17 protein-coding genes, 1 tRNA gene and 1 riboswitch are annotated in these 16,744 nt (G+C 61.2%); of the genes, 13 read left to right on the forward strand and 5 right to left on the reverse strand.

Going from position 1 to position 16,744, the window contains the following annotated elements; all coding sequences use genetic code 11:
- Positions 1-59 precede the first annotated feature (59 nt).
- Positions 60-160, forward strand: a riboswitch (guanidine-I (ykkC/yxkD leader).
- Between the two features lie 61 nt (positions 161-221).
- The 10 genes from HBJ59_RS03290 to HBJ59_RS03335 all read left to right on the forward strand — a co-directional run bounded on the left by HBJ59_RS03290 (position 222) and on the right by HBJ59_RS03335 (position 10,555).
- Entirely contained in the window at positions 222-1,289 is a 1,068-nt protein-coding gene (locus tag HBJ59_RS03290) for a putative urea ABC transporter substrate-binding protein (RefSeq protein WP_093200780.1), read from the forward strand.
- 12 nt (positions 1,290-1,301) lie between these two features.
- Complete coding sequence (locus tag HBJ59_RS03295; protein WP_017479272.1) at positions 1,302-2,117, forward strand: ABC transporter permease; 816 nt, start codon at positions 1,302-1,304, stop codon at positions 2,115-2,117.
- Positions 2,114-2,878: an ABC transporter ATP-binding protein gene (locus HBJ59_RS03300; RefSeq protein WP_076015951.1), complete on the forward strand. Its 765-nt coding sequence runs from the start codon at positions 2,114-2,116 to the stop codon at positions 2,876-2,878. Before HBJ59_RS03295 ends, HBJ59_RS03300 begins: the two co-directional genes overlap by 4 nt.
- Positions 2,875-3,600: an urea amidolyase associated protein UAAP1 gene (locus HBJ59_RS03305; protein ID WP_167662764.1), complete on the forward strand. Its 726-nt coding sequence runs from the start codon at positions 2,875-2,877 to the stop codon at positions 3,598-3,600. The genes HBJ59_RS03300 and HBJ59_RS03305 overlap by 4 nt, the downstream gene beginning before the upstream one ends.
- A 9-nt stretch (positions 3,601-3,609) precedes the next feature.
- A complete protein-coding gene (locus tag HBJ59_RS03310; protein ID WP_076015953.1) occupies positions 3,610-4,242 on the forward strand; it encodes an urea amidolyase associated protein UAAP2 in 633 nt (210 codons plus the stop codon).
- A gap of 304 nt (positions 4,243-4,546) precedes the next feature.
- Positions 4,547-8,176 (forward strand): urea carboxylase, encoded by a 3,630-nt coding sequence (gene uca, locus HBJ59_RS03315; protein ID WP_167662765.1) that lies wholly within the window; start codon positions 4,547-4,549, stop codon positions 8,174-8,176.
- Positions 8,177-8,249: 73 nt separating this feature from the next.
- Positions 8,250-8,462, forward strand: coding sequence for a cysteine-rich CWC family protein (locus HBJ59_RS03320; protein WP_076015955.1), 213 nt, complete (start codon positions 8,250-8,252; stop codon positions 8,460-8,462).
- The gene (locus HBJ59_RS03325) at positions 8,462-9,154 is read left to right on the forward strand and encodes a pseudouridine synthase (RefSeq protein WP_167662766.1); all 693 of its coding nucleotides are present in this window, start codon (positions 8,462-8,464) and stop codon (positions 9,152-9,154) included. The genes HBJ59_RS03320 and HBJ59_RS03325 overlap by 1 nt, the downstream gene beginning before the upstream one ends.
- A 305-nt stretch (positions 9,155-9,459) precedes the next feature.
- A complete protein-coding gene (locus tag HBJ59_RS03330) occupies positions 9,460-10,344 on the forward strand; it encodes an alpha/beta fold hydrolase (protein ID WP_076015957.1) in 885 nt (294 codons plus the stop codon).
- Positions 10,345-10,481: 137 nt separating this feature from the next.
- Positions 10,482-10,555: transfer RNA gene (locus HBJ59_RS03335), tRNA-Gly, on the forward strand.
- A gap of 109 nt (positions 10,556-10,664) precedes the next feature.
- Here HBJ59_RS03335 and HBJ59_RS03340 read toward each other — a convergent pair.
- The 3 genes from HBJ59_RS03340 to HBJ59_RS03350 form a co-directional block, all read right to left on the reverse strand.
- The gene (locus tag HBJ59_RS03340; protein WP_076015958.1) at positions 10,665-11,114 is read right to left on the reverse strand and encodes a GNAT family N-acetyltransferase; all 450 of its coding nucleotides are present in this window, start codon (positions 11,112-11,114) and stop codon (positions 10,665-10,667) included.
- A gap of 80 nt (positions 11,115-11,194) precedes the next feature.
- Entirely contained in the window at positions 11,195-11,434 is a 240-nt protein-coding gene (locus HBJ59_RS03345) for a DUF6124 family protein (protein WP_167662767.1), read from the reverse strand.
- A 318-nt stretch (positions 11,435-11,752) separates the two neighbouring features.
- Positions 11,753-12,649, reverse strand: a complete 897-nt coding sequence (locus HBJ59_RS03350) for an SDR family oxidoreductase (protein ID WP_076015960.1) — start codon at positions 12,647-12,649, stop codon at positions 11,753-11,755.
- A gap of 95 nt (positions 12,650-12,744) precedes the next feature.
- Between HBJ59_RS03350 and HBJ59_RS03355 the strand changes: the two genes are divergently transcribed.
- From HBJ59_RS03355 to HBJ59_RS03365, 3 genes are all read left to right on the forward strand, one after another.
- Positions 12,745-13,557 (forward strand): helix-turn-helix transcriptional regulator, encoded by an 813-nt coding sequence (locus HBJ59_RS03355; RefSeq protein ID WP_167662768.1) that lies wholly within the window; start codon positions 12,745-12,747, stop codon positions 13,555-13,557.
- Positions 13,558-13,718: 161 nt separating this feature from the next.
- Positions 13,719-14,012, forward strand: a complete 294-nt coding sequence (locus HBJ59_RS03360) for a type II toxin-antitoxin system RelE/ParE family toxin (protein ID WP_063032679.1) — start codon at positions 13,719-13,721, stop codon at positions 14,010-14,012.
- Positions 14,013-14,014: 2 nt separating this feature from the next.
- A complete protein-coding gene (locus HBJ59_RS03365) occupies positions 14,015-14,323 on the forward strand; it encodes an addiction module antidote protein (RefSeq protein WP_003212064.1) in 309 nt (102 codons plus the stop codon).
- Here the strand turns inward: HBJ59_RS03365 and HBJ59_RS03370 are convergent.
- Both HBJ59_RS03370 and HBJ59_RS03375 read right to left on the reverse strand, forming a co-directional pair.
- Positions 14,316-15,506 (reverse strand): MFS transporter, encoded by a 1,191-nt coding sequence (locus tag HBJ59_RS03370; RefSeq protein WP_167662769.1) that lies wholly within the window; start codon positions 15,504-15,506, stop codon positions 14,316-14,318. The genes HBJ59_RS03365 and HBJ59_RS03370 overlap by 8 nt on opposite strands.
- Positions 15,503-16,666, reverse strand: coding sequence for an MFS transporter (locus HBJ59_RS03375; protein ID WP_167662770.1), 1,164 nt, complete (start codon positions 16,664-16,666; stop codon positions 15,503-15,505). The genes HBJ59_RS03370 and HBJ59_RS03375 overlap by 4 nt, the downstream gene beginning before the upstream one ends.
- Positions 16,667-16,744 lie beyond the last annotated feature (78 nt).

The following is a 16,744-nucleotide window of genomic DNA, read 5'->3' on the forward strand; positions in this document are numbered from 1 at the left end:
CGACTCTCGCTTTACCTCTCCCGTGCAAGAGTCATCACAGGTTCGCGGCACCACAATTTGCAATGGCTGACTAGGGTTCCGGCTCGCTAAGGCGAGTGGCTGGTCCGAGAGTTGGCGACCTCCAGTTGAGGTTACACGGCGGGATAAAAGCCCGGGAGACAAGCCACCGTTTACGGTGCCGCGTTGCTCCTGCTCGCCCTTGATCAACTGGAGAAGCATCCATGCCCTCGATACGTTTACCCGCCCTGCTCGCCGCCGCCTTCGCCGCCGTGGTGAGCTTTTCCGCCCAAGCCGCCCCCAAAGACCATTTCAGCGTGTGCTGGACGATTTATGCCGGCTGGATGCCGTGGGAGTACGCCGGCAGCCAAGGCATCCTCGACAAGTGGGCCAAGAAGTACGGCATCAAGATCGACATGGTGCAGCTCAACGACTACGTCGAGTCCATCAACCAGTACACCGCCGGCCAGTTCGACGGCTGCACCATGACCAACATGGACGCCCTGACCATCCCCGCCGCCGGTGGCGTGGACAGCACCGCGCTGGTGGTCAGCGACTTCTCCAACGGCAACGATGGCGTGGTCATCAAGGGCGAAGGCAAGACCGTTGCCGACCTCAAGGGCATGAACGTCAACCTGGTGGAACTCTCCGTGTCCCACTACCTGCTGGCCCGCGCCCTGGAGTCAGCCGGCCTCACCGAAAAAGACCTGAAAGTGGTCAACACATCCGACGCCGACATCGCCGCCGCCTTCAACACCGACCAGGTCAAGGCCGTCACCACCTGGAACCCGATGCTCTCGGAGATAAAAGCCAAGCCCGGCGTCACTGAAGTGTTCGATTCCAGCAAAGTGCCCGGCGAAATCATGGACATGATGGTGGTCAACACCCAAACCCTCAAAGACAACCCCAAGCTGGGCAAAGCACTCACCGGCGCCTGGTTTGAAGTGGTCGCGCTGATGAACGCAAAAAATGCCGCCAGCACCGACGCCCTGGAACACATGGCCAAGGCTTCCGGCACCGACCTCAAGGGCTTCCAGTCGCAACTGGACACCACCAAGCTGTTCGCCACGCCCAAGGAAGCCCTGGCCTTCGCCACCAGTGCGCAGTTGCCCGCCACCATGGGCAAGGTCGCCGAGTTCTCGTTTAAACACGGCCTGCTCGGTGAAGGTGCCAAAGACACCAACGCCGTGGGCATGAGCTTCGCCAACGGCGTGACCCGCGGCGACACCGCCAACCTCAAGCTGCATTTCGACCCCAGCTACGTACAGATGGCCGCCGACGGCACGCTGTAAGAGGACCCGGCCATGCGCCTGATCAACCGTCACCCGGAACGCTCCAGTCGCCTGCTGTTGGTGCTGCTGCCCTTCGCTTTGTTGCTGTTCGCCTACTTCGTGGGCTCGGCCGAGCGCCTGGCAGACAACCCCAACGACAAGCTGCTGCCCAGCGCCGCACAAATGGGCGACGCGGTGAAACGCCTGGCCTTCAGTGCCGACGCGCGCACCGGTGAATATGTGCTGTGGCAAGACAGCGCCTCAAGCCTGCGTCGCCTGGCGATCGGCCTCGGTATCAGCGCCCTCGCCGGCCTGTGCCTGGGCATCGCTGCCGGGACCTTGCCGTTGTTTGGCGCACCGTTGTCGCCGTTACTGACGGTGCTGTCGATGGTGCCGCCGCTGGCGATCCTGCCGATCCTGTTCATCGTGTTTGGGCTGGGGGAATTGTCGAAAGTGATGCTGATCGTGATCGGCATCACCCCGGCCCTGGCGCGGGACCTGGAACAGCGGGCGCGGGAAATTCCCGTCGAGTTACTGGTGAAAGCGCAGACCCTCGGCGCCTCGACCTGGACCCTGATGCTGCGGGTGGTGCTGCCGCAGTTGCTGCCGCGCTTGCTGATCTCCCTGCGCTTGATGCTGGGCTCGGCGTGGCTGTTCCTGATCGCGGCCGAAGCCATTGCCTCCACCGACGGTTTGGGCTACCGGATCTTCCTGGTGCGCCGCTACCTGGCGATGGACGTGATCCTGCCCTACGTGGTGTGGATCACCCTGCTCGCCTGGCTGATGGACTGGGGCCTCAAGGCCCTGACCCGGCGTGCGTTCCCCTGGTACGAAGGAGCGCGGGCATGAGTTTTATCAGCGTCAACAATGTGTGGCAGCGCTATGGCGACCAGGTGGTGTTGGAGCGCCTGAACCTGCACGTGGCCGAAGGCGAATTCTGCACGTTGGTCGGCACTTCGGGTTGCGGCAAATCGACCTTCCTGCGCCTGTTGCTGGGGCAGGAAACCGCCAGCCATGGCGAGATCCTGCTGGACGGTAAACCTCTGGCCGCCGAACCCGACGCCAGCCGTGGCGTGGTGTTCCAGCGCTACTCGGTGTTCCCGCATCTGACGGTGCTGAACAACGTTGCACTCGGCCTTGAACTGCCGCGCTCGCCATTGCTCGGTCGCCTGTTTGGCACTGCGAAAAAACACGCTCGCGAACAGGCGGCGGCCCTGCTGCACAAAGTCGGTTTGGGCCATGCCCTGGACAAGTACCCGGCACAGCTTTCCGGCGGCATGCAACAGCGGCTGGCCATCGCCCAGGCGCTGATCATGAAGCCCCGCGTGCTGCTGCTGGACGAACCCTTCGGCGCCCTCGACCCGGGCATTCGCAAAGACATGCACTTGCTGTTGCTGGAGCTGTGGCGCGAAACCAGGCTGACGGTGTTCATGGTCACCCACGACCTGAGCGAAGGCTTCAGCCTCGGCACCCGCTTGCTGGTGTTCGACAAGGTGCGCCTCGACCCGCACGCCCCCGGCGCTTACGGCGCCCGCATCACCTACGACATCCCTTTGAACAGCGAGCGCCGCAAGGCGATCGCCGCCGAACTTGGAGCCACTTCCAAATGACCGACTCGACTCAATTGTTCCCACCCTTCGCCGAGGAAATGCTCCCCGGCGGCGGCCACCGCTCCTTTGTGCTCAAGCGCGGCCAGCTGCTGCGCCTCACCGACATTCGCGGCGGGGCCAACGTCAGCCTGACCCTGCTCAACGCCAATGAAAAAACCGAGCGCCTGAACCTGCCCGACAGCCTCAAATGCCAACACACCGCCAAGCTCACCAGCGGCCATTGCCTGTACTCGGACATGGGCCGCGTACTGGCCGCAATCACCGCCGACACCTGCGGCTGGAGTGACAGCATCGGTGGCGTGTTATGCGCCTCCGAAGTCGCGGAAAAATATGGCCAGGGCCGCTATCAAGAGCTGCGCAACGGCTTCTACCGCAACGGCACCGACAACCTGCTGGTGGAGTTAGGCAAGTGGGGCCTGGGGCTGTCCGACCTGCTGATGACCCTCAACCTGTTCAGCAAAATCACCGTGGATGACGCCGGCACGCTGCACTTCGCCGAAGGCCATACCAAGGCCGGCGACTACATCGAACTCTACGCACCGATGGACACGCTGGTGGTGCTCACCGCCCTGCAACACCCCATGGACCCCAATCCCGAATACGCGCCGCAGCCGCTGAAACTCAGCTGGATGAACGCCGGCCCCAGCGTCGCCGAACACTGCCGCACCTCGCGCCCGGAAAACGAGCGCGGTTTTATCAACACTGACCGTCTGTTCGCCTGAGGACCTGCCATGTCTATCGCACTCGCCAACCAACCGGACGCCGCCGTGTACCGCGCGACCATCCCCGCCGGCGAACCCTGGCTGATGGAAGTCAAGGCCGGCCAGACCTTGCGCATCCTTGACCTTGAAGGCAACCAGGCGGTCGACACGTTGTTCTACAGCCTGAAAAACCCCAAAGAACGCTACGACGTGCAGCGCACCTTGCGCCGGCAAAACAGCGTGTACCTGAGCACCGGCAGCGTGCTGTATTCCAACCTCGGCCAGCCGATGCTGACCATCGTCGACGACACCTGCGGGCGCCACGACACCCTCGGCGGCGCCTGCGCCCAAGAGAGCAACACCGTGCGCTACGCCCTGGAAAAACGCTACATGCACAGCTGCCGCGACAACTACCTGCGGGCCTGCGCCCACGATGGCCGGCTGGGCAAAGGCGACATCGGACCGAACATCAATTTCTTCATGAATGTGCCGGTGACCGCTGATGGCGGGCTGACGTTCGAGGATGGTATTTCCGCCCCCGGCAAGTACGTCGACCTGCGGGCCGAGATGGACGTGATCGTACTGATCTCCAACTGCCCGCAACTGAACAACCCGTGCAACGGCTACAACCCCACCCCGGCGGAGTTACTGGTATGGAACTGAAAATGAAGCGGTTGCGTCAGTGGTTGTTCGCCCTGTGCCAGGCGCGAGCCGGGCAGTGCCTCAAAAAGCGCTAAGGATCAAATGTGGGAGCGGGCTTGTGTGGGAGCGGGCTTGCTCGCGAAAGCGGCGTATCAGGCGACTGATGTATTGACTGAACCACCGCATTCGCGAGCAAGCCCGCTCCCACACTCTACCTCCCACACTGACTGCATGCGCTCCGGACGACCGTAGCGCCATCCACATTTGCGGGACGGCCCGCATCCCAGGACAAGGCCGAACATGCATCGGCCTGCGGGGTTTTGCCATGTTCGAAAAACTGTTGATCGCCAACCGTGGCGCCATCGCCTGCCGCATCCTGCGCACCTTGCGTGAGCTTTCGGTCAAGGGCGTGGCGGTGTATTCCGAAGCCGATGCCGCCAGCCTGCACATCCAGCAAGCCGACGAGGCCTACAGCCTGGGCGAAGGCGCGGCGGCCGGCACCTATTTGTCGGTCGAGAAAATCCTCGCCACGGCCAAGGCCTGTGGCGCCACCGCGATCCATCCCGGCTATGGCTTTCTTTCGGAAAACGCCGCCTTCGCCGAAGCCTGCGAAACAGCAGGCATCGCCTTCGTCGGCCCGACGCCAGAGCAGTTGCGAGTGTTCGGCCTCAAGCACACCGCGCGCGCGTTGGCCAAGCAGCACAACATCCCGCTGCTGGAAGGCACCGAGCTGCTCAACAGCCTTGACGCTGCACTGCTGGCCGGCGAAAGCGTGGGCTATCCGATCATGCTCAAAAGCACGGCGGGCGGTGGCGGTATCGGCATGCGCGTGTGCAACAGCACCGATGAATTGCGCGACTGTTTCGAGGCAGTCAAACGCCTGGGCCAGAACAACTTCAGCGACGCCGGCGTGTTTATCGAGAAGTACATCCAGCACGCCCGGCACCTGGAAGTACAGGTGTTTGGTGATGGGTGTGGCGAGGTGATCGCCCTCGGTGTGCGCGATTGTTCGGTGCAGCGGCGCAACCAGAAAGTGCTCGAGGAAACCCCGGCGCCAAACTTGCCCGACGGGATGGCGGATGAGCTGTGCCATGCCGCAATCACCCTGGCCAAGGCCGTGAATTATCGCAGCGCCGGCACCGTGGAATTTATCTTTGATAGCGCCGACGGCCGCTTCTATTTTCTGGAAGTGAACACCCGATTGCAGGTGGAACACGGCGTCACCGAGCAAGTGTGGAGCGTGGACCTGGTGCGCTGGATGGTGCAACTGGCCGCCGGAGAAATGCCGCCGCTGCGGGAGCTGGAATTGAAGCCTCACGGCCACGCGATTCAGGCGCGCCTGTACGCCGAAGATCCGGGACGGGATTTTCAGCCGAGCCCGGGGCTTCTGACCTGCGTGGATTTTCCGATCGCTGAAGGCCTGCGTGTCGACACCTGGGTGGAGGCCGGCTGCGAGATCCCGCCCTACTTCGACCCGATGATCGCCAAGCTCATCACCTGGGCGCCGACCCGCGAACAGGCGCGCCTGGATCTGCATCAAGCCCTGAACAGCAGCCAGCTGTACGGCGTGGAAACCAATCGCGATTACTTGCGCCAGATCCTGCTCGCCGCACCGTTCGCCAGTGGCCGGCCGTGGACGCGCTGCCTTGAGGATTTGGTCTACCGCGCAGACACGTTTGAGGTACTCAGCGCCGGGACACTAACCAGTGTCCAGGACTATCCGGGGCGCCTCGGTTACTGGGCCGTGGGCGTGCCGCCGTCAGGGCCGATGGACAGTCGCGCACTGCGTCTGGGTAACCGCTTGCTGGGCAATGCCGAAGGTACTGCCGCGCTGGAAATCACCATGAGCGGGCCAATGCTGCGCTTCAATTGCGCGGCAGTGGTGGCGGTGACCGGGGCGGACATTGCGCTGCGGTTGAATGATGAAGTGGTACCAATGAACACCGCGCTGCTGGTGCCGGCGGGTGCGACCTTGAGCCTGGGCACCCTCGCCGGGGCCGGTGCGCGCAGCTACCTTTGCCTGCGCGGCGGGCTGCAGGTTCCCGATTATCTGGGCAGCAAAAGCACCTTCACCCTTGGACAGTTTGGCGGGCATGGCGGGCGGGCGTTACGGGCGGGTGACGTGTTGCACTTGCTGCCGTTGGAAGATGTCAGTTGCGGCAACACGTTAGCGCCTGAACCGCTTGCCGAGGTGCGAACACTGCGGGTGATCTACGGCCCTCACGGCGCGCCGGAATACTTCAAGCCTGAGTACATCGAGACGTTCTTCGCCACTCAGTGGGAAGTGCATTTCAACTCCAGCCGCACCGGCGTGAGGTTGATCGGGCCAAAGCCATTGTGGGCGCGTACGGATGGGGGTGAAGCGGGACTGCATCCGTCCAACATTCACGACAATCCCTATGCGATTGGCGCGGTGGATTTTACCGGGGATATGCCGGTGATCCTCGGCCCCGACGGCCCGAGCCTGGGTGGGTTTGTGTGCCCGGTGACGGTGATCGAGGCGGACTTGTGGCAGTTGGGCCAGCTCAAGGCGGGTGACAAAATCCGCTTCACTCCGGTCGACATCAAGACCGCCCGAAACCTGGCCCTGAAATGGGATCAAGTGTGGGAGCCGGGCTTGCTCGCGATGCAGGCAACTCGGTCCGACAGGCAAACCGAGGCGATGCTTTCGCGAGCAAGCCCGCTCCCACATTTGATTGAGTCGCCTGTTGTTCTGGACATCGGCCAAGCCGACACCCGCCTCGTCGCCCGCCTCGCCGGCGACACCCACCTGCTCCTGGAAATCGGCGCCCCGGAGCTCGACCTGGTCCTGCGCTTTCGCGCCCACGCCCTGATGCAAGCCTTCGAAAGCCGAGCCCTGCACGGCGTCATCGACCTGACACCCGGCATCCGTTCCCTGCAAATCCACTACCAGCCCGAACAACTGCCCCTCGCCGACCTCTTGGCGTTGATCACCACCGAATGGCACGCCGTCTGCGCCAGCCAAAACCTGCAAGTGCCGTCGCGCATCGTCCACCTGCCACTCTCCTGGGACGACCCCGCCTGCCAACTGGCCATCGAAAAATACATGACCACCGTGCGCAAGGACGCCCCGTGGTGCCCAAGCAACCTGGAGTTCATCCGCCGCATCAACGACCTGGCCAACCTCGACGAGGTGCGCCACACCGTGTTCGACGCGAGCTACCTGGTGATGGGCCTGGGCGACGTCTACCTCGGCGCGCCCGTGGCCACGCCGCTGGACCCGCGCCACCGCCTGGTCACCACCAAGTACAACCCGGCACGCACCTGGACCGCCGAAAACTCCGTGGGCATCGGCGGCGCCTACCTGTGCGTGTACGGCATGGAAGGCCCCGGCGGCTATCAGTTCGTCGGGCGCACCTTGCAGATGTGGAACCGCTACCGCGAAGTCGCGGCGTTCGATGGTAAACCGTGGTTGCTGCGCTTCTTCGACCAGATCCGCTTTTACCCAGTGAGTGCGGATGAGTTGGTGCAGATCCGCCGGGATTTCCCCCTTGGGCGGTTTGAACTGAGCATCGAACACAGCCAGTTGAACCTGACGGATTACCAGGCCTTTCTCGCGCAGGAAGCCGAGAGCATTGGCGAGTTTCGCGGGCAACAGCAGCGCGCGTTCAACGCCGAACGCGAACGCTGGATCGCCAGCGGCCAGGCGCATTTCGACAGCGAAGAACTCGCAGCACCCTTGGGCGAAGACACGCCGTTGCAGGCCAACGAATACAGCATCGACAGCCACATCGCCGGCAATCTCTGGCAAGTACAGGTGAGCGCTGGCGAACACGTGGCGGCGGGTGATGTGCTGGTGATCCTGGAGTCGATGAAAATGGAAATCCCGGTGCTCGCACCGTTTGCCGGCACTGTCAGGGAAATCCCTGTGCAACCGGGCAGCGGCATTGGCGCCGGGCAACGGGTGGTCGTGCTGGAGCGTGATTTGCAATAACGCCTCGGGGCTGTATCGTGCAAGGCACACCGGGTTTCACCGGGACCTTGTCCGATACAGCCTGAACCGACCGATGACCACGCCAACCCTCTGCCCCGCCTGCGGCGCCCGCAACGATTGCGCCCTGGCCGACCCGCGCACTGCCGACCAGGCCTGCTGGTGCTACAGCGTCAGCATCGACCCTGCGGTGCTTGAAGCCTTGCCGCCGGAACTGCGCAATAAAGCCTGCCTGTGCCCGCGCTGTGCCCAGGTGGACGAGCAACTGCGCGGCGCCGAGCCCACGTAATGCGTGTCGACCGTTTCCTCAGCAACCTGCCCCGTTTCAACCGCAAGCAAGTACGCCTGTTGCTGGTGGAGCGGCGGATCACCGTCGACGGCCAGGCAGTCAGCAATCCACATCACCCGGTGAGCGAGTTCAGCCGTGTGCTGCTGGATGGCGAAGTGCTGCAAGCGGGCAAACCCGCGCGCTACTTCATGCTGCACAAACCCCAGGGCTGCGTGAGCGCCACCGCCGACCCGCAACACTCCACCGTGCTCGACCTGCTGGACGAACCGGACAAGCACGAGCTGCACATCGCCGGCCGCCTGGATTTCAACACCACCGGCCTGCTGCTGATCACCAACGACGGCCAGTGGTCGCGCCGCCTGACCCAGCCGCAAACCAAATTGCCGAAGGTCTACTACGTCGAGACAGAGCAAAACATTGGCCCGGAATACGCAGCCACCTTTGCCGCCGGCCTGTACTTCGCGTTTGAAGACCTCACCACGCAACCAGCAGAACTTGAGCTATTGGGCCCCAGAACGGCGCGCCTGAGCATCATTGAAGGGCGTTATCACCAGGTGAAACGCATGTTCGGGCACTTCAACAACAAAGTGACCCGCCTGCACCGCGAGCGCATGGGGCCTTTGGAATTGGACTCAGCCCTTGCCCAAGGCCAGTACCGGGCGCTTACGGACGCTGAAATCCAACAGGTCTGATGACCGTTCAGCCGATGATGGCAAAAAACCACGCCATCGACTGGCGAACTGGCATCCCTGATGCTTGAATCAACCGAGCCAGCCGCAAACTGACTGGCGAGTCACCCCTACCTACAAGAAACACTTTGCCCGTCCGCACGCTTGATCTGCGGGCATCTCACGGCAAATTGCCCGCCATAACAACACCCGTCGGCCAGCCAGCACCGGATCGACATGGGCCCTCACTTCCAGGCGTATGCCTACCTGTCACAAAGCTCGTGCAGAGTGATCTGCGCGCATTACCCGCTTGCCAGGAGTCTTACGACATGAGGCCAGAAATCGCTGTGCTGGATATACAGGGTCAGTATCGGGTTTACACGGAGTTCTATCGCGCGGACGCAGCTGCCAAGACCATCATCCTGGTCAACGGCTCAATGGCCACCACTGCGTCTTTCGCCCAGACCGTGAAAAGCCTGCATCCGACGTTCAACGTGGTTTTGTACGATCAGCCCTACGCCGGTCGCTCAAAAATCCACAACCGCCACGAGCATATGCTGACGAAAGAAGTCGAGGGCCAGATCCTTCTGGAACTCATCGACCACTTCGCCGCCGAACACGTGCTGTCCTTTTCCTGGGGCGGCGCCGCGACCCTCGTCGCCCTCGCCCACCGCCCGCGCCGTGTGGAAAAGGCCGTGATCAGCTCATTTTCCCCGGTGATCAACGCACCGATGCGCGACTACCTGGAGCGCGGCGTCGACTACCTCGGCAGCCTCGACCGCGACCGCGTGGGCAACCTGGTCAACAGCACCATCGGCAAACACCTGCCGTCGCTGTTCAAACGCTTCAACTACAAACACGTGAGCAGCCTGGCCGAGCATGAGTATGGGCAGATGCACTTTCACATCAGCCACGTGCTCAACAGCGACCGGCTTTGCTACCTCAAGGCGGCGAAGCAGATTGATATTCCGGTGTTGTTTTTGAACGGCGAATGGGACGAGTACACCAGCGCCCAGGATGCCAAGTTGTTTGGGCAGCATATTGCGAAAAGCAGCTTCGGGACGATTCAAGCGACCGGGCACTTTTTGGATATGGAGCACAAGGCTGCTTGCCGGGATAGCCGGGAGGCGTTGATGGGTTTTTTGAGGCCGGAGCAGCAACCGAGCCGGTTGCGGTACCACGCGTCGCAGCCACAGCATGCATTTGCCGTATGAGCGGTGGGGTTGTGGGTGGGCTGGATTTCCATAGGGGTCCGCCTGCCCACGGCCGACCGTTGGCACGTAAAACACAGAATTTTCGAAGAAAAACTTCAAATCCGCGAGCACATCTGGTACAAAGTCAGCCGCTCTGAGCGGGTATAGTTTAGTGGTAGAACGAAAGCTTCCCAAGCTTTAGATGAGGGTTCGATTCCCTCTACCCGCTCCACTCAGATTTTGGTCCAGCGTCAGGATGGTTTTGACGGGGGATGTGTAAAAAAAAAAACCGGTCCTTGGTGGCCGGTTTTTTTATGCTCGAAATTTGAGAGGGCTGCCGATCACCGAATAACCTTGAAATAGACAAGCTCCGGATCATCCTCATCCAGATTCTCAATAACGCCACTGCGCAAGAATCCAGCCTTGGACATGAGTTGCTGTGAAGCGACGTTTGAGCGGTTCGTTGAGGTGAAGAGCTTGTCCGTTTTACACGCGGATTCGGCGGCAACAAGCAGCAGAAGCGCGATACCTTTGCGCTGATGTGCAGGAGAGATAACCACCAGTGAAACAAAGCCATTCCCGAAGAAATCGTGGGTAAGTACGAGATAACCGACGACGCTGCCGGACTCTACTGCAACCAGGCATTGACGCCTCTCAACGGCCTCGCGAATAAGCTCGCCACGGCTGACATTCGATTTCGCGAAAGCGTCGAGTTCAACCATTGCACTCACGTCTTCAAGCGTTGCCTCTCGGATGAACGGGGCTATTTTGGTTTCGCTGTTCCAGGTCATCGGTGCGGACTCCCAACACATCAAAATCGGCTGCCCTTCCCTTGGTATGTGCGGCCTGGAAGGGAAAGCCTGTTACAAATTCAAGAAACGCAATCCACGCGGTCCTGCACGGCTTCTACCAGCAAAAGCCCCAACTCAATCATTTGCTGAATCGCCAAGGCCAGACAGCGATGCTCGTCTGGCAGGTTATCGGCAAATTCGTTGGTCATTGCGCCAGCGCCAGCAATGGTTTCGTAGGCGTTGGCGAGCAATGCATCGGTACCGATTTCGGGACGTACGCTGAATATTCTTACGGGTGAATTATACGACTCAGTACACATCTGTTGATCCTCAAGAAGGACCACCACCCAGTGTTACGGAAAATAGGGTGGCAGCTGTACGCAGGTTAGTAGACCGGGAAGTTTCAGAACCGGCGCGCCCGAAGACGCCCTGCGCACAGCTACCATTAGGCACAGGCAATAAAATGCCTGACCGACAGAACAGCCGTACGCCAAAACTTCACAGGGCTACTAAACCCGACCGCTGATGGGCAGCGGCTGACGAACCTTAAAGAGGTCGCCCAAGGCGTACAACCGGGACGATTCTGATGGTTGTGTAGGCAATGGAGCAAGGTTCAAATGTTCAGACCAATCCGCGCTTCAGCCTTCAATTCCCTCCAACTGCGCAAGATCCGCAAGCAACCCCGGCCCCACAGGCTCCCATCCCAACTTCTTGCGCGTGATCGCACTGGATGCCGGCATATCGTGAGCGGTAAACCTTGCCAACCAACCAAAAAACCCCTGAGCCTCTTGTGCCGAAATGGATTTAACCGGCAACCCTAGCCGCGTCCCCAACACCTCGGCAATCTCCCGCTGCGACACACCCTCCTCCGCCACCGCGTGATACCTCGTGCCCGGCTCCGCCTTTTCAATCGCCAGTCTGTAGAGCCGAGCTACATCCAGAATATGTGCCGCCGGCCAACGGTTTTTCCCGTCGGCGATGTAAGCGCAAACACCCTTCTCGCGATACAACTCGATCACCGGGCTAACCAGCCCCTGCCTGACGGTGTCGTGTACTTGAGGCAAACGCATCACCGACACATTCACCCCCGTCGCGGCTACAGCGTTAGCCGCTTCTTCCGACGCTGCACGAGGAATTTGCGCTGAGGTAACCACCGCACCATCCTCCGTCGCCAACTGCCCCGGCACGGTGCTCGCGATCCCGACACCGGAGGTAATGATCAGTGGTCGATCCGACCCGGCAAGTGCGTCTCCCAATGCCCGGATAACCCGGCGGTCATCCTCGCAGTTCGCGACGAATTTCGAGAAGTCATGATTGAACGCCAGGTGAATCACGCCATCCGCCTGGGCAACACCAGACTTGAGGCTTTCCAGGTCCTCAAGCGACCCACGATGTACCTGAGCCCCGGCGGCCTCCAGCGCCGCCACCTTGTCATCCGAGCGGCACAACCCCTGCACCTGATGGCCCGCCGAGATCAATTCCTTGACGACAGCCGACCCGATAAATCCGCTGGCACCCGTGATAAATATGCGCATAAACCGTATCTCCGTGTGTATTCAGAGACTAATCTGTGCGCTTGCCCTATACGGGTAAAGTAGTGAAGTTATCAGGGTATAGAGGCTAACAGGCTATGAGTGGGAACCCGTTGGGCAGCTATCTGAAAGACCGACGTACCCGGCTTGATCCGGCGGCATTCGGCTTCTCATCGGCACGACGGCGTACGCCAGGTTTGCGCCGCGAAGAGGTGGCCCAACGCGCGAACATCAGCCCCACCTGGTACACCTGGCTCGAACAGGGCCGTGGCGGCGCGCCGTCGGTGGAAGTGCTGGAGCGGATTGCCCAATCCCTGATGCTGACCGATATCGAACGCGAGCATCTGTTCCTGCTGGCCTTCGGACGCCCACCCGAAGTGCGCTATCAGCAAAACGAAACGGTGACGCCACGCCTGCAACGGGTGCTGGATGCCTTGAACCCCAGCGCCGCGATCCTGCGTACGGCGACCTGGGATGTGGTGGCCTGGAACCAGGCGGCGACGGTCATGTTGATGGACTACGGATCCCAGGCGCCGGAACAGCGAAATATTCTGCGGTTCATGTTCCTTGATCCCAATTCCCGCGCGGCCCAATACGACTGGGAAAGCGTGGCGCGGTTTGTGTTGGGGGCTTTCAGGATTGATACGGCGCGCTCAGGCGCGGCGGAGCAGGTGCAGCCGCTGGTGGATGAACTGTGTCGACGCAGCCCTGAATTTAAGGCGATGTGGAGCGAAAACGATGTTCAGGGTGCCCATGGTGATCGCATCAAGCGAATACGCCATTCGGTGTTGGGGCCGATCGAATTTGAGTATTCGGTGTTTGCGGTCGATGGGCGCAAGGATCTGAATATGGTGGTGTACAACCCGGCGACGCCGGAGGATGCGCAGCGGATCGCATCCTTGATGGATTAGGGGTCAGCAACTGCAAGAGACTTCGACACTGCAATCGCTCGCAACAAGAGAGCATTTGAATCCTTGGCCTTACTCACATCATTCTCCTGCGCCTAACCGCACCGCGCGCGCGTGCTCATGCCTATTGCCAGTCAGTATCCATATGGATACAGTGAGAACCCGTGAACTATCTTGTCCAGCAAACGCAGACCTTCATTACCTGGCATTCAGCAATACGTGATTTACGCGCAAAAATCGCCATCGCCCGGCGCATCGATCGCGCATCTGCTGGCAATCTGGGCGATATAAAGACGGTAGGCAATGGTGTCTCGGAAATGCGCGTAGATATCGGTCTGGGTTATCGAGTGTATTTCACGCAGCGAGGAAGAACCGTCATCGTCTTGCTGGCCGGTGGCGACAAATCCTCACAAGACGCCGACATCCGGCGAGCAAAAAAACTGGCAAAGGAAGTTTGATAATGAGCCAAACACTGACGACATTTGATATGGCAGCACTGCTCGACAGTGACGAAGCCATCAGCGAATATCTTTCTCAAGTCCTGGCAGACGGCGATAACGAGGAGTTCCTCAGGGCCGTCGGGTACGTGGCCAAAGCTCGTGGAATGGCGCGGGTCGCGACCGATACGGGCATGGGCCGTGAAAGCCTGTACAAGGCATTTGCCCCTGGAGCAAAGCCCCGCTTCGAAACCGTACTTAAGGTGCTTCACGCCCTGGGTATCGATCTGCAAGCGCAGCCGGGGCATGTCGCCAATCATTCGATTATTTGAGTGAGCAACCCCGCTGCACCACCCACGCCAACGGCAACGTCAGCAACAACATCCCCGCCAGCACCATCACCGCCACCGGCACGCCCATCGAGTCCCCCAAGCCACCAAACAGTACCGGCGCCAGTGCGCCGCCGCCGATGGTGCCGGTGTAGAAAACCGCAAATGCCTGTTCTCGTTTCCCCGCGCGGGCCAGGTCCGGGACCGCGCCGTAAAGCACCGACGACGTGCCATTCAGCGCCAGCCCCAACACCGGCAACATCACCATCAACCCGCTCAACGGCAGGTACACCGCCGCGACGATCAACAGCGCTGTGCTGGTCTCCGTCAGCCATACGGTTTTCATCATGCCGATACGTGCGCCGAGGTAGCCGCAAAGCAATTTGCCGAAGGCGCCGCCGATAAACAGCATGGTCAGCGCCAGGCCGATACCCGCAGTACCAGCGCCTTTAGCTTGCAGAAGAAAGGGCAAAAACGTGAGAAAGCCCATGCGCACGGCACTGTCGAGTGTGCCCGTAACGATCAGCGCACGCAGGCCGCTGACCGAGCCACTTCCGATCAAGGTCTTGGCGGCTTTTCCGGAAGTGGATGAAGCTGCCTGCGTGGGTATCAGCCACCACAGCAACCCCGCTGCCGCCAATCCCAGCAGGCCCAACAACGTGACGCTCGCTCGCCAACTGATGACGGTCAGCAACAGGCCAACCAACCCGGGAACCAGGGTTTTGCCGATGTCCCCGGAAAAGTTGTATTGAGACAGCGCCTCCTTGACCCCGCCTCCTCTCTCATAGCTGTCGGTGATCATCGAGGAAGCCAGCGGGTGTTGAGTACTCGCCCCTAGCCCACCCAATAGCAGCGCCAGCAACAACATGCCCAACCCGGTCGCCTGCCCCACCAACAGATAGGCAAAACCGGCAAGCGCCGTGCCACCCACCAGCATCGGCGTGCGCCCCCAACGTTTGGCAGCGCGGCTGGCCATTAGTTGGAACACTGCCATCATCCCGGAGTACGCCCCACGCAGCAGGCCGATCTGGGCGTAAGTCATGCCGAACTGCGCTTGCCAGATCGGCAGCAGCACGTAGATCACATCGGTCAGGCCATCATGAATGGCGTGGGCGCTGCACCCTGCGATCAACGAGCGGCGACGGGCGGAAGTCTCGGGCACGGGCAAGGCAACGGCGTCGTTCATGAGGTCTTGCTCAGTTCAGGTTGGAGGGGCTTCCAGCCCGCCAGGGCGATCACCAGTGACAGTAACTGGAAACCGATGATCAGCGCTACGCATCCCGTCCAGCCCCAGCGTCCCCAGATCAGCGCGGGGGCGATGGCGCCGAAGCTGCCGCCCAGGTAATAGCAGGTCAGGTACAGGCCCACGGCGCCGGCCTTGTTGTGGCGGGCGGTGGCGGTAGTGAAGGCGCTGGCGGCGGCCTGGGCGAGGAATACGCCGGTGGAGCTGAGGGCCAGGCCCAGTACGATGCACCACAGGGACGGCAATAAGGTCAGCGCCGAGCCGCAGACGCCGAGTGCCGCAGCGGCGGTCAGCAGCTCGGATTGCGGGCGGGATTTGCTCAGGCGCCCGGCGATGGGGATCACCACCAGTGCCAGCAGGAACACCAGGTAGAGGGTGCCCAGCGCCGCCGGGCCGAGGTCGAAGGGGGCTTGGCTGAGGTAAAGTCCGGCGTAGGTAAAGGTCGCCACTTGGGAGAACAGCACGCAAAATCCTACAGCGTAGGCTGCCAACAGCGGAGTGCTGAGCACATCGCTCCAGGTAGTTGCAGGTTGGGCAACACGGGGAGGATTGTCCGGCAGCAGAAACTGGATAAACCCGCCCACCATCAGGCTCAACACCGCCAACAGTTCAAAGGCTTCACGCCAGCCGACATACTCGGTCATCACCCCGCTGACGAAGCGCCCGGCAAAACCGCCGAGCACGGTGCCGGCCACGTAGAGGCTGGTGACTTCGGTCACGGTGCCGCCGCGCCAGCGATCGCCGATGTAGGCCACGCTGGTGGCAAACACTACCGGAATCAGCATCCCTTCGATAAAGCGCCACACCAGCAACTCGGCAAAGCTGCTGGCATAGGCGGTCATCAGCGCCGGCAGCGCCAGCAACAGCGCGGCCACCGAGATCACGGTGCGTTGCTCAAACCGCCCGGTCAGGCGGCTGACAAACGGCGCCGTCAGCGCCACCGCCAACGTAGTGACGGTAATGCTCCAACCGGCGGCCTTGGCACTCACTTCAAAGTTGGCGGCAAGCGTCTGCAAAATGCTCTGGGTGGCGTAGAGGCTGAGAAACGCCGCGCAGCCACACAGGAACAGGGCAAGACGGGCACAATGCAGGCGCGGTTTCATGAAACCTCTCGTTTTATTATCAGAGGCCTTTATAGAATGACCCGCACACCCGAGACCAATACCGATTTCGGACCGATC

The sequence above is a fragment of the Pseudomonas sp. AN3A02 genome (genome assembly GCF_011765255.1).
Lineage (GTDB): Bacteria > Pseudomonadota > Gammaproteobacteria > Pseudomonadales > Pseudomonadaceae > Aquipseudomonas.

What these genes read in the sequence shown, in the direction of transcription:
- HBJ59_RS03290 (WP_093200780.1), top strand. Translation starts at nt 222, where the DNA reads ATGCCCTCGATACGTTTACCCGCCCTGCTCGCCGCCGCCTTCGCCGCC.
- HBJ59_RS03295 (WP_017479272.1), top strand. Translation starts at nt 1,302, where the DNA reads ATGCGCCTGATCAACCGTCACCCGGAACGCTCCAGTCGCCTGCTGTTG.
- HBJ59_RS03300 (WP_076015951.1), top strand. Translation starts at nt 2,114, where the DNA reads ATGAGTTTTATCAGCGTCAACAATGTGTGGCAGCGCTATGGCGACCAG.
- HBJ59_RS03305 (WP_167662764.1), top strand. Translation starts at nt 2,875, where the DNA reads ATGACCGACTCGACTCAATTGTTCCCACCCTTCGCCGAGGAAATGCTC.
- HBJ59_RS03310 (WP_076015953.1), top strand. Translation starts at nt 3,610, where the DNA reads ATGTCTATCGCACTCGCCAACCAACCGGACGCCGCCGTGTACCGCGCG.
- uca (WP_167662765.1), top strand. Translation starts at nt 4,547, where the DNA reads ATGTTCGAAAAACTGTTGATCGCCAACCGTGGCGCCATCGCCTGCCGC.
- HBJ59_RS03320 (WP_076015955.1), top strand. Translation starts at nt 8,250, where the DNA reads ATGACCACGCCAACCCTCTGCCCCGCCTGCGGCGCCCGCAACGATTGC.
- HBJ59_RS03325 (WP_167662766.1), top strand. Translation starts at nt 8,462, where the DNA reads ATGCGTGTCGACCGTTTCCTCAGCAACCTGCCCCGTTTCAACCGCAAG.
- HBJ59_RS03330 (WP_076015957.1), top strand. Translation starts at nt 9,460, where the DNA reads ATGAGGCCAGAAATCGCTGTGCTGGATATACAGGGTCAGTATCGGGTT.
- HBJ59_RS03340 (WP_076015958.1), bottom strand. Translation starts at nt 11,114, where the DNA reads ATGACCTGGAACAGCGAAACCAAAATAGCCCCGTTCATCCGAGAGGCA.
- HBJ59_RS03345 (WP_167662767.1), bottom strand. Translation starts at nt 11,434, where the DNA reads ATGTGTACTGAGTCGTATAATTCACCCGTAAGAATATTCAGCGTACGT.
- HBJ59_RS03350 (WP_076015960.1), bottom strand. Translation starts at nt 12,649, where the DNA reads ATGCGCATATTTATCACGGGTGCCAGCGGATTTATCGGGTCGGCTGTC.
- HBJ59_RS03355 (WP_167662768.1), top strand. Translation starts at nt 12,745, where the DNA reads ATGAGTGGGAACCCGTTGGGCAGCTATCTGAAAGACCGACGTACCCGG.
- HBJ59_RS03365 (WP_003212064.1), top strand. Translation starts at nt 14,015, where the DNA reads ATGAGCCAAACACTGACGACATTTGATATGGCAGCACTGCTCGACAGT.
- HBJ59_RS03370 (WP_167662769.1), bottom strand. Translation starts at nt 15,506, where the DNA reads ATGAACGACGCCGTTGCCTTGCCCGTGCCCGAGACTTCCGCCCGTCGC.
- HBJ59_RS03375 (WP_167662770.1), bottom strand. Translation starts at nt 16,666, where the DNA reads ATGAAACCGCGCCTGCATTGTGCCCGTCTTGCCCTGTTCCTGTGTGGC.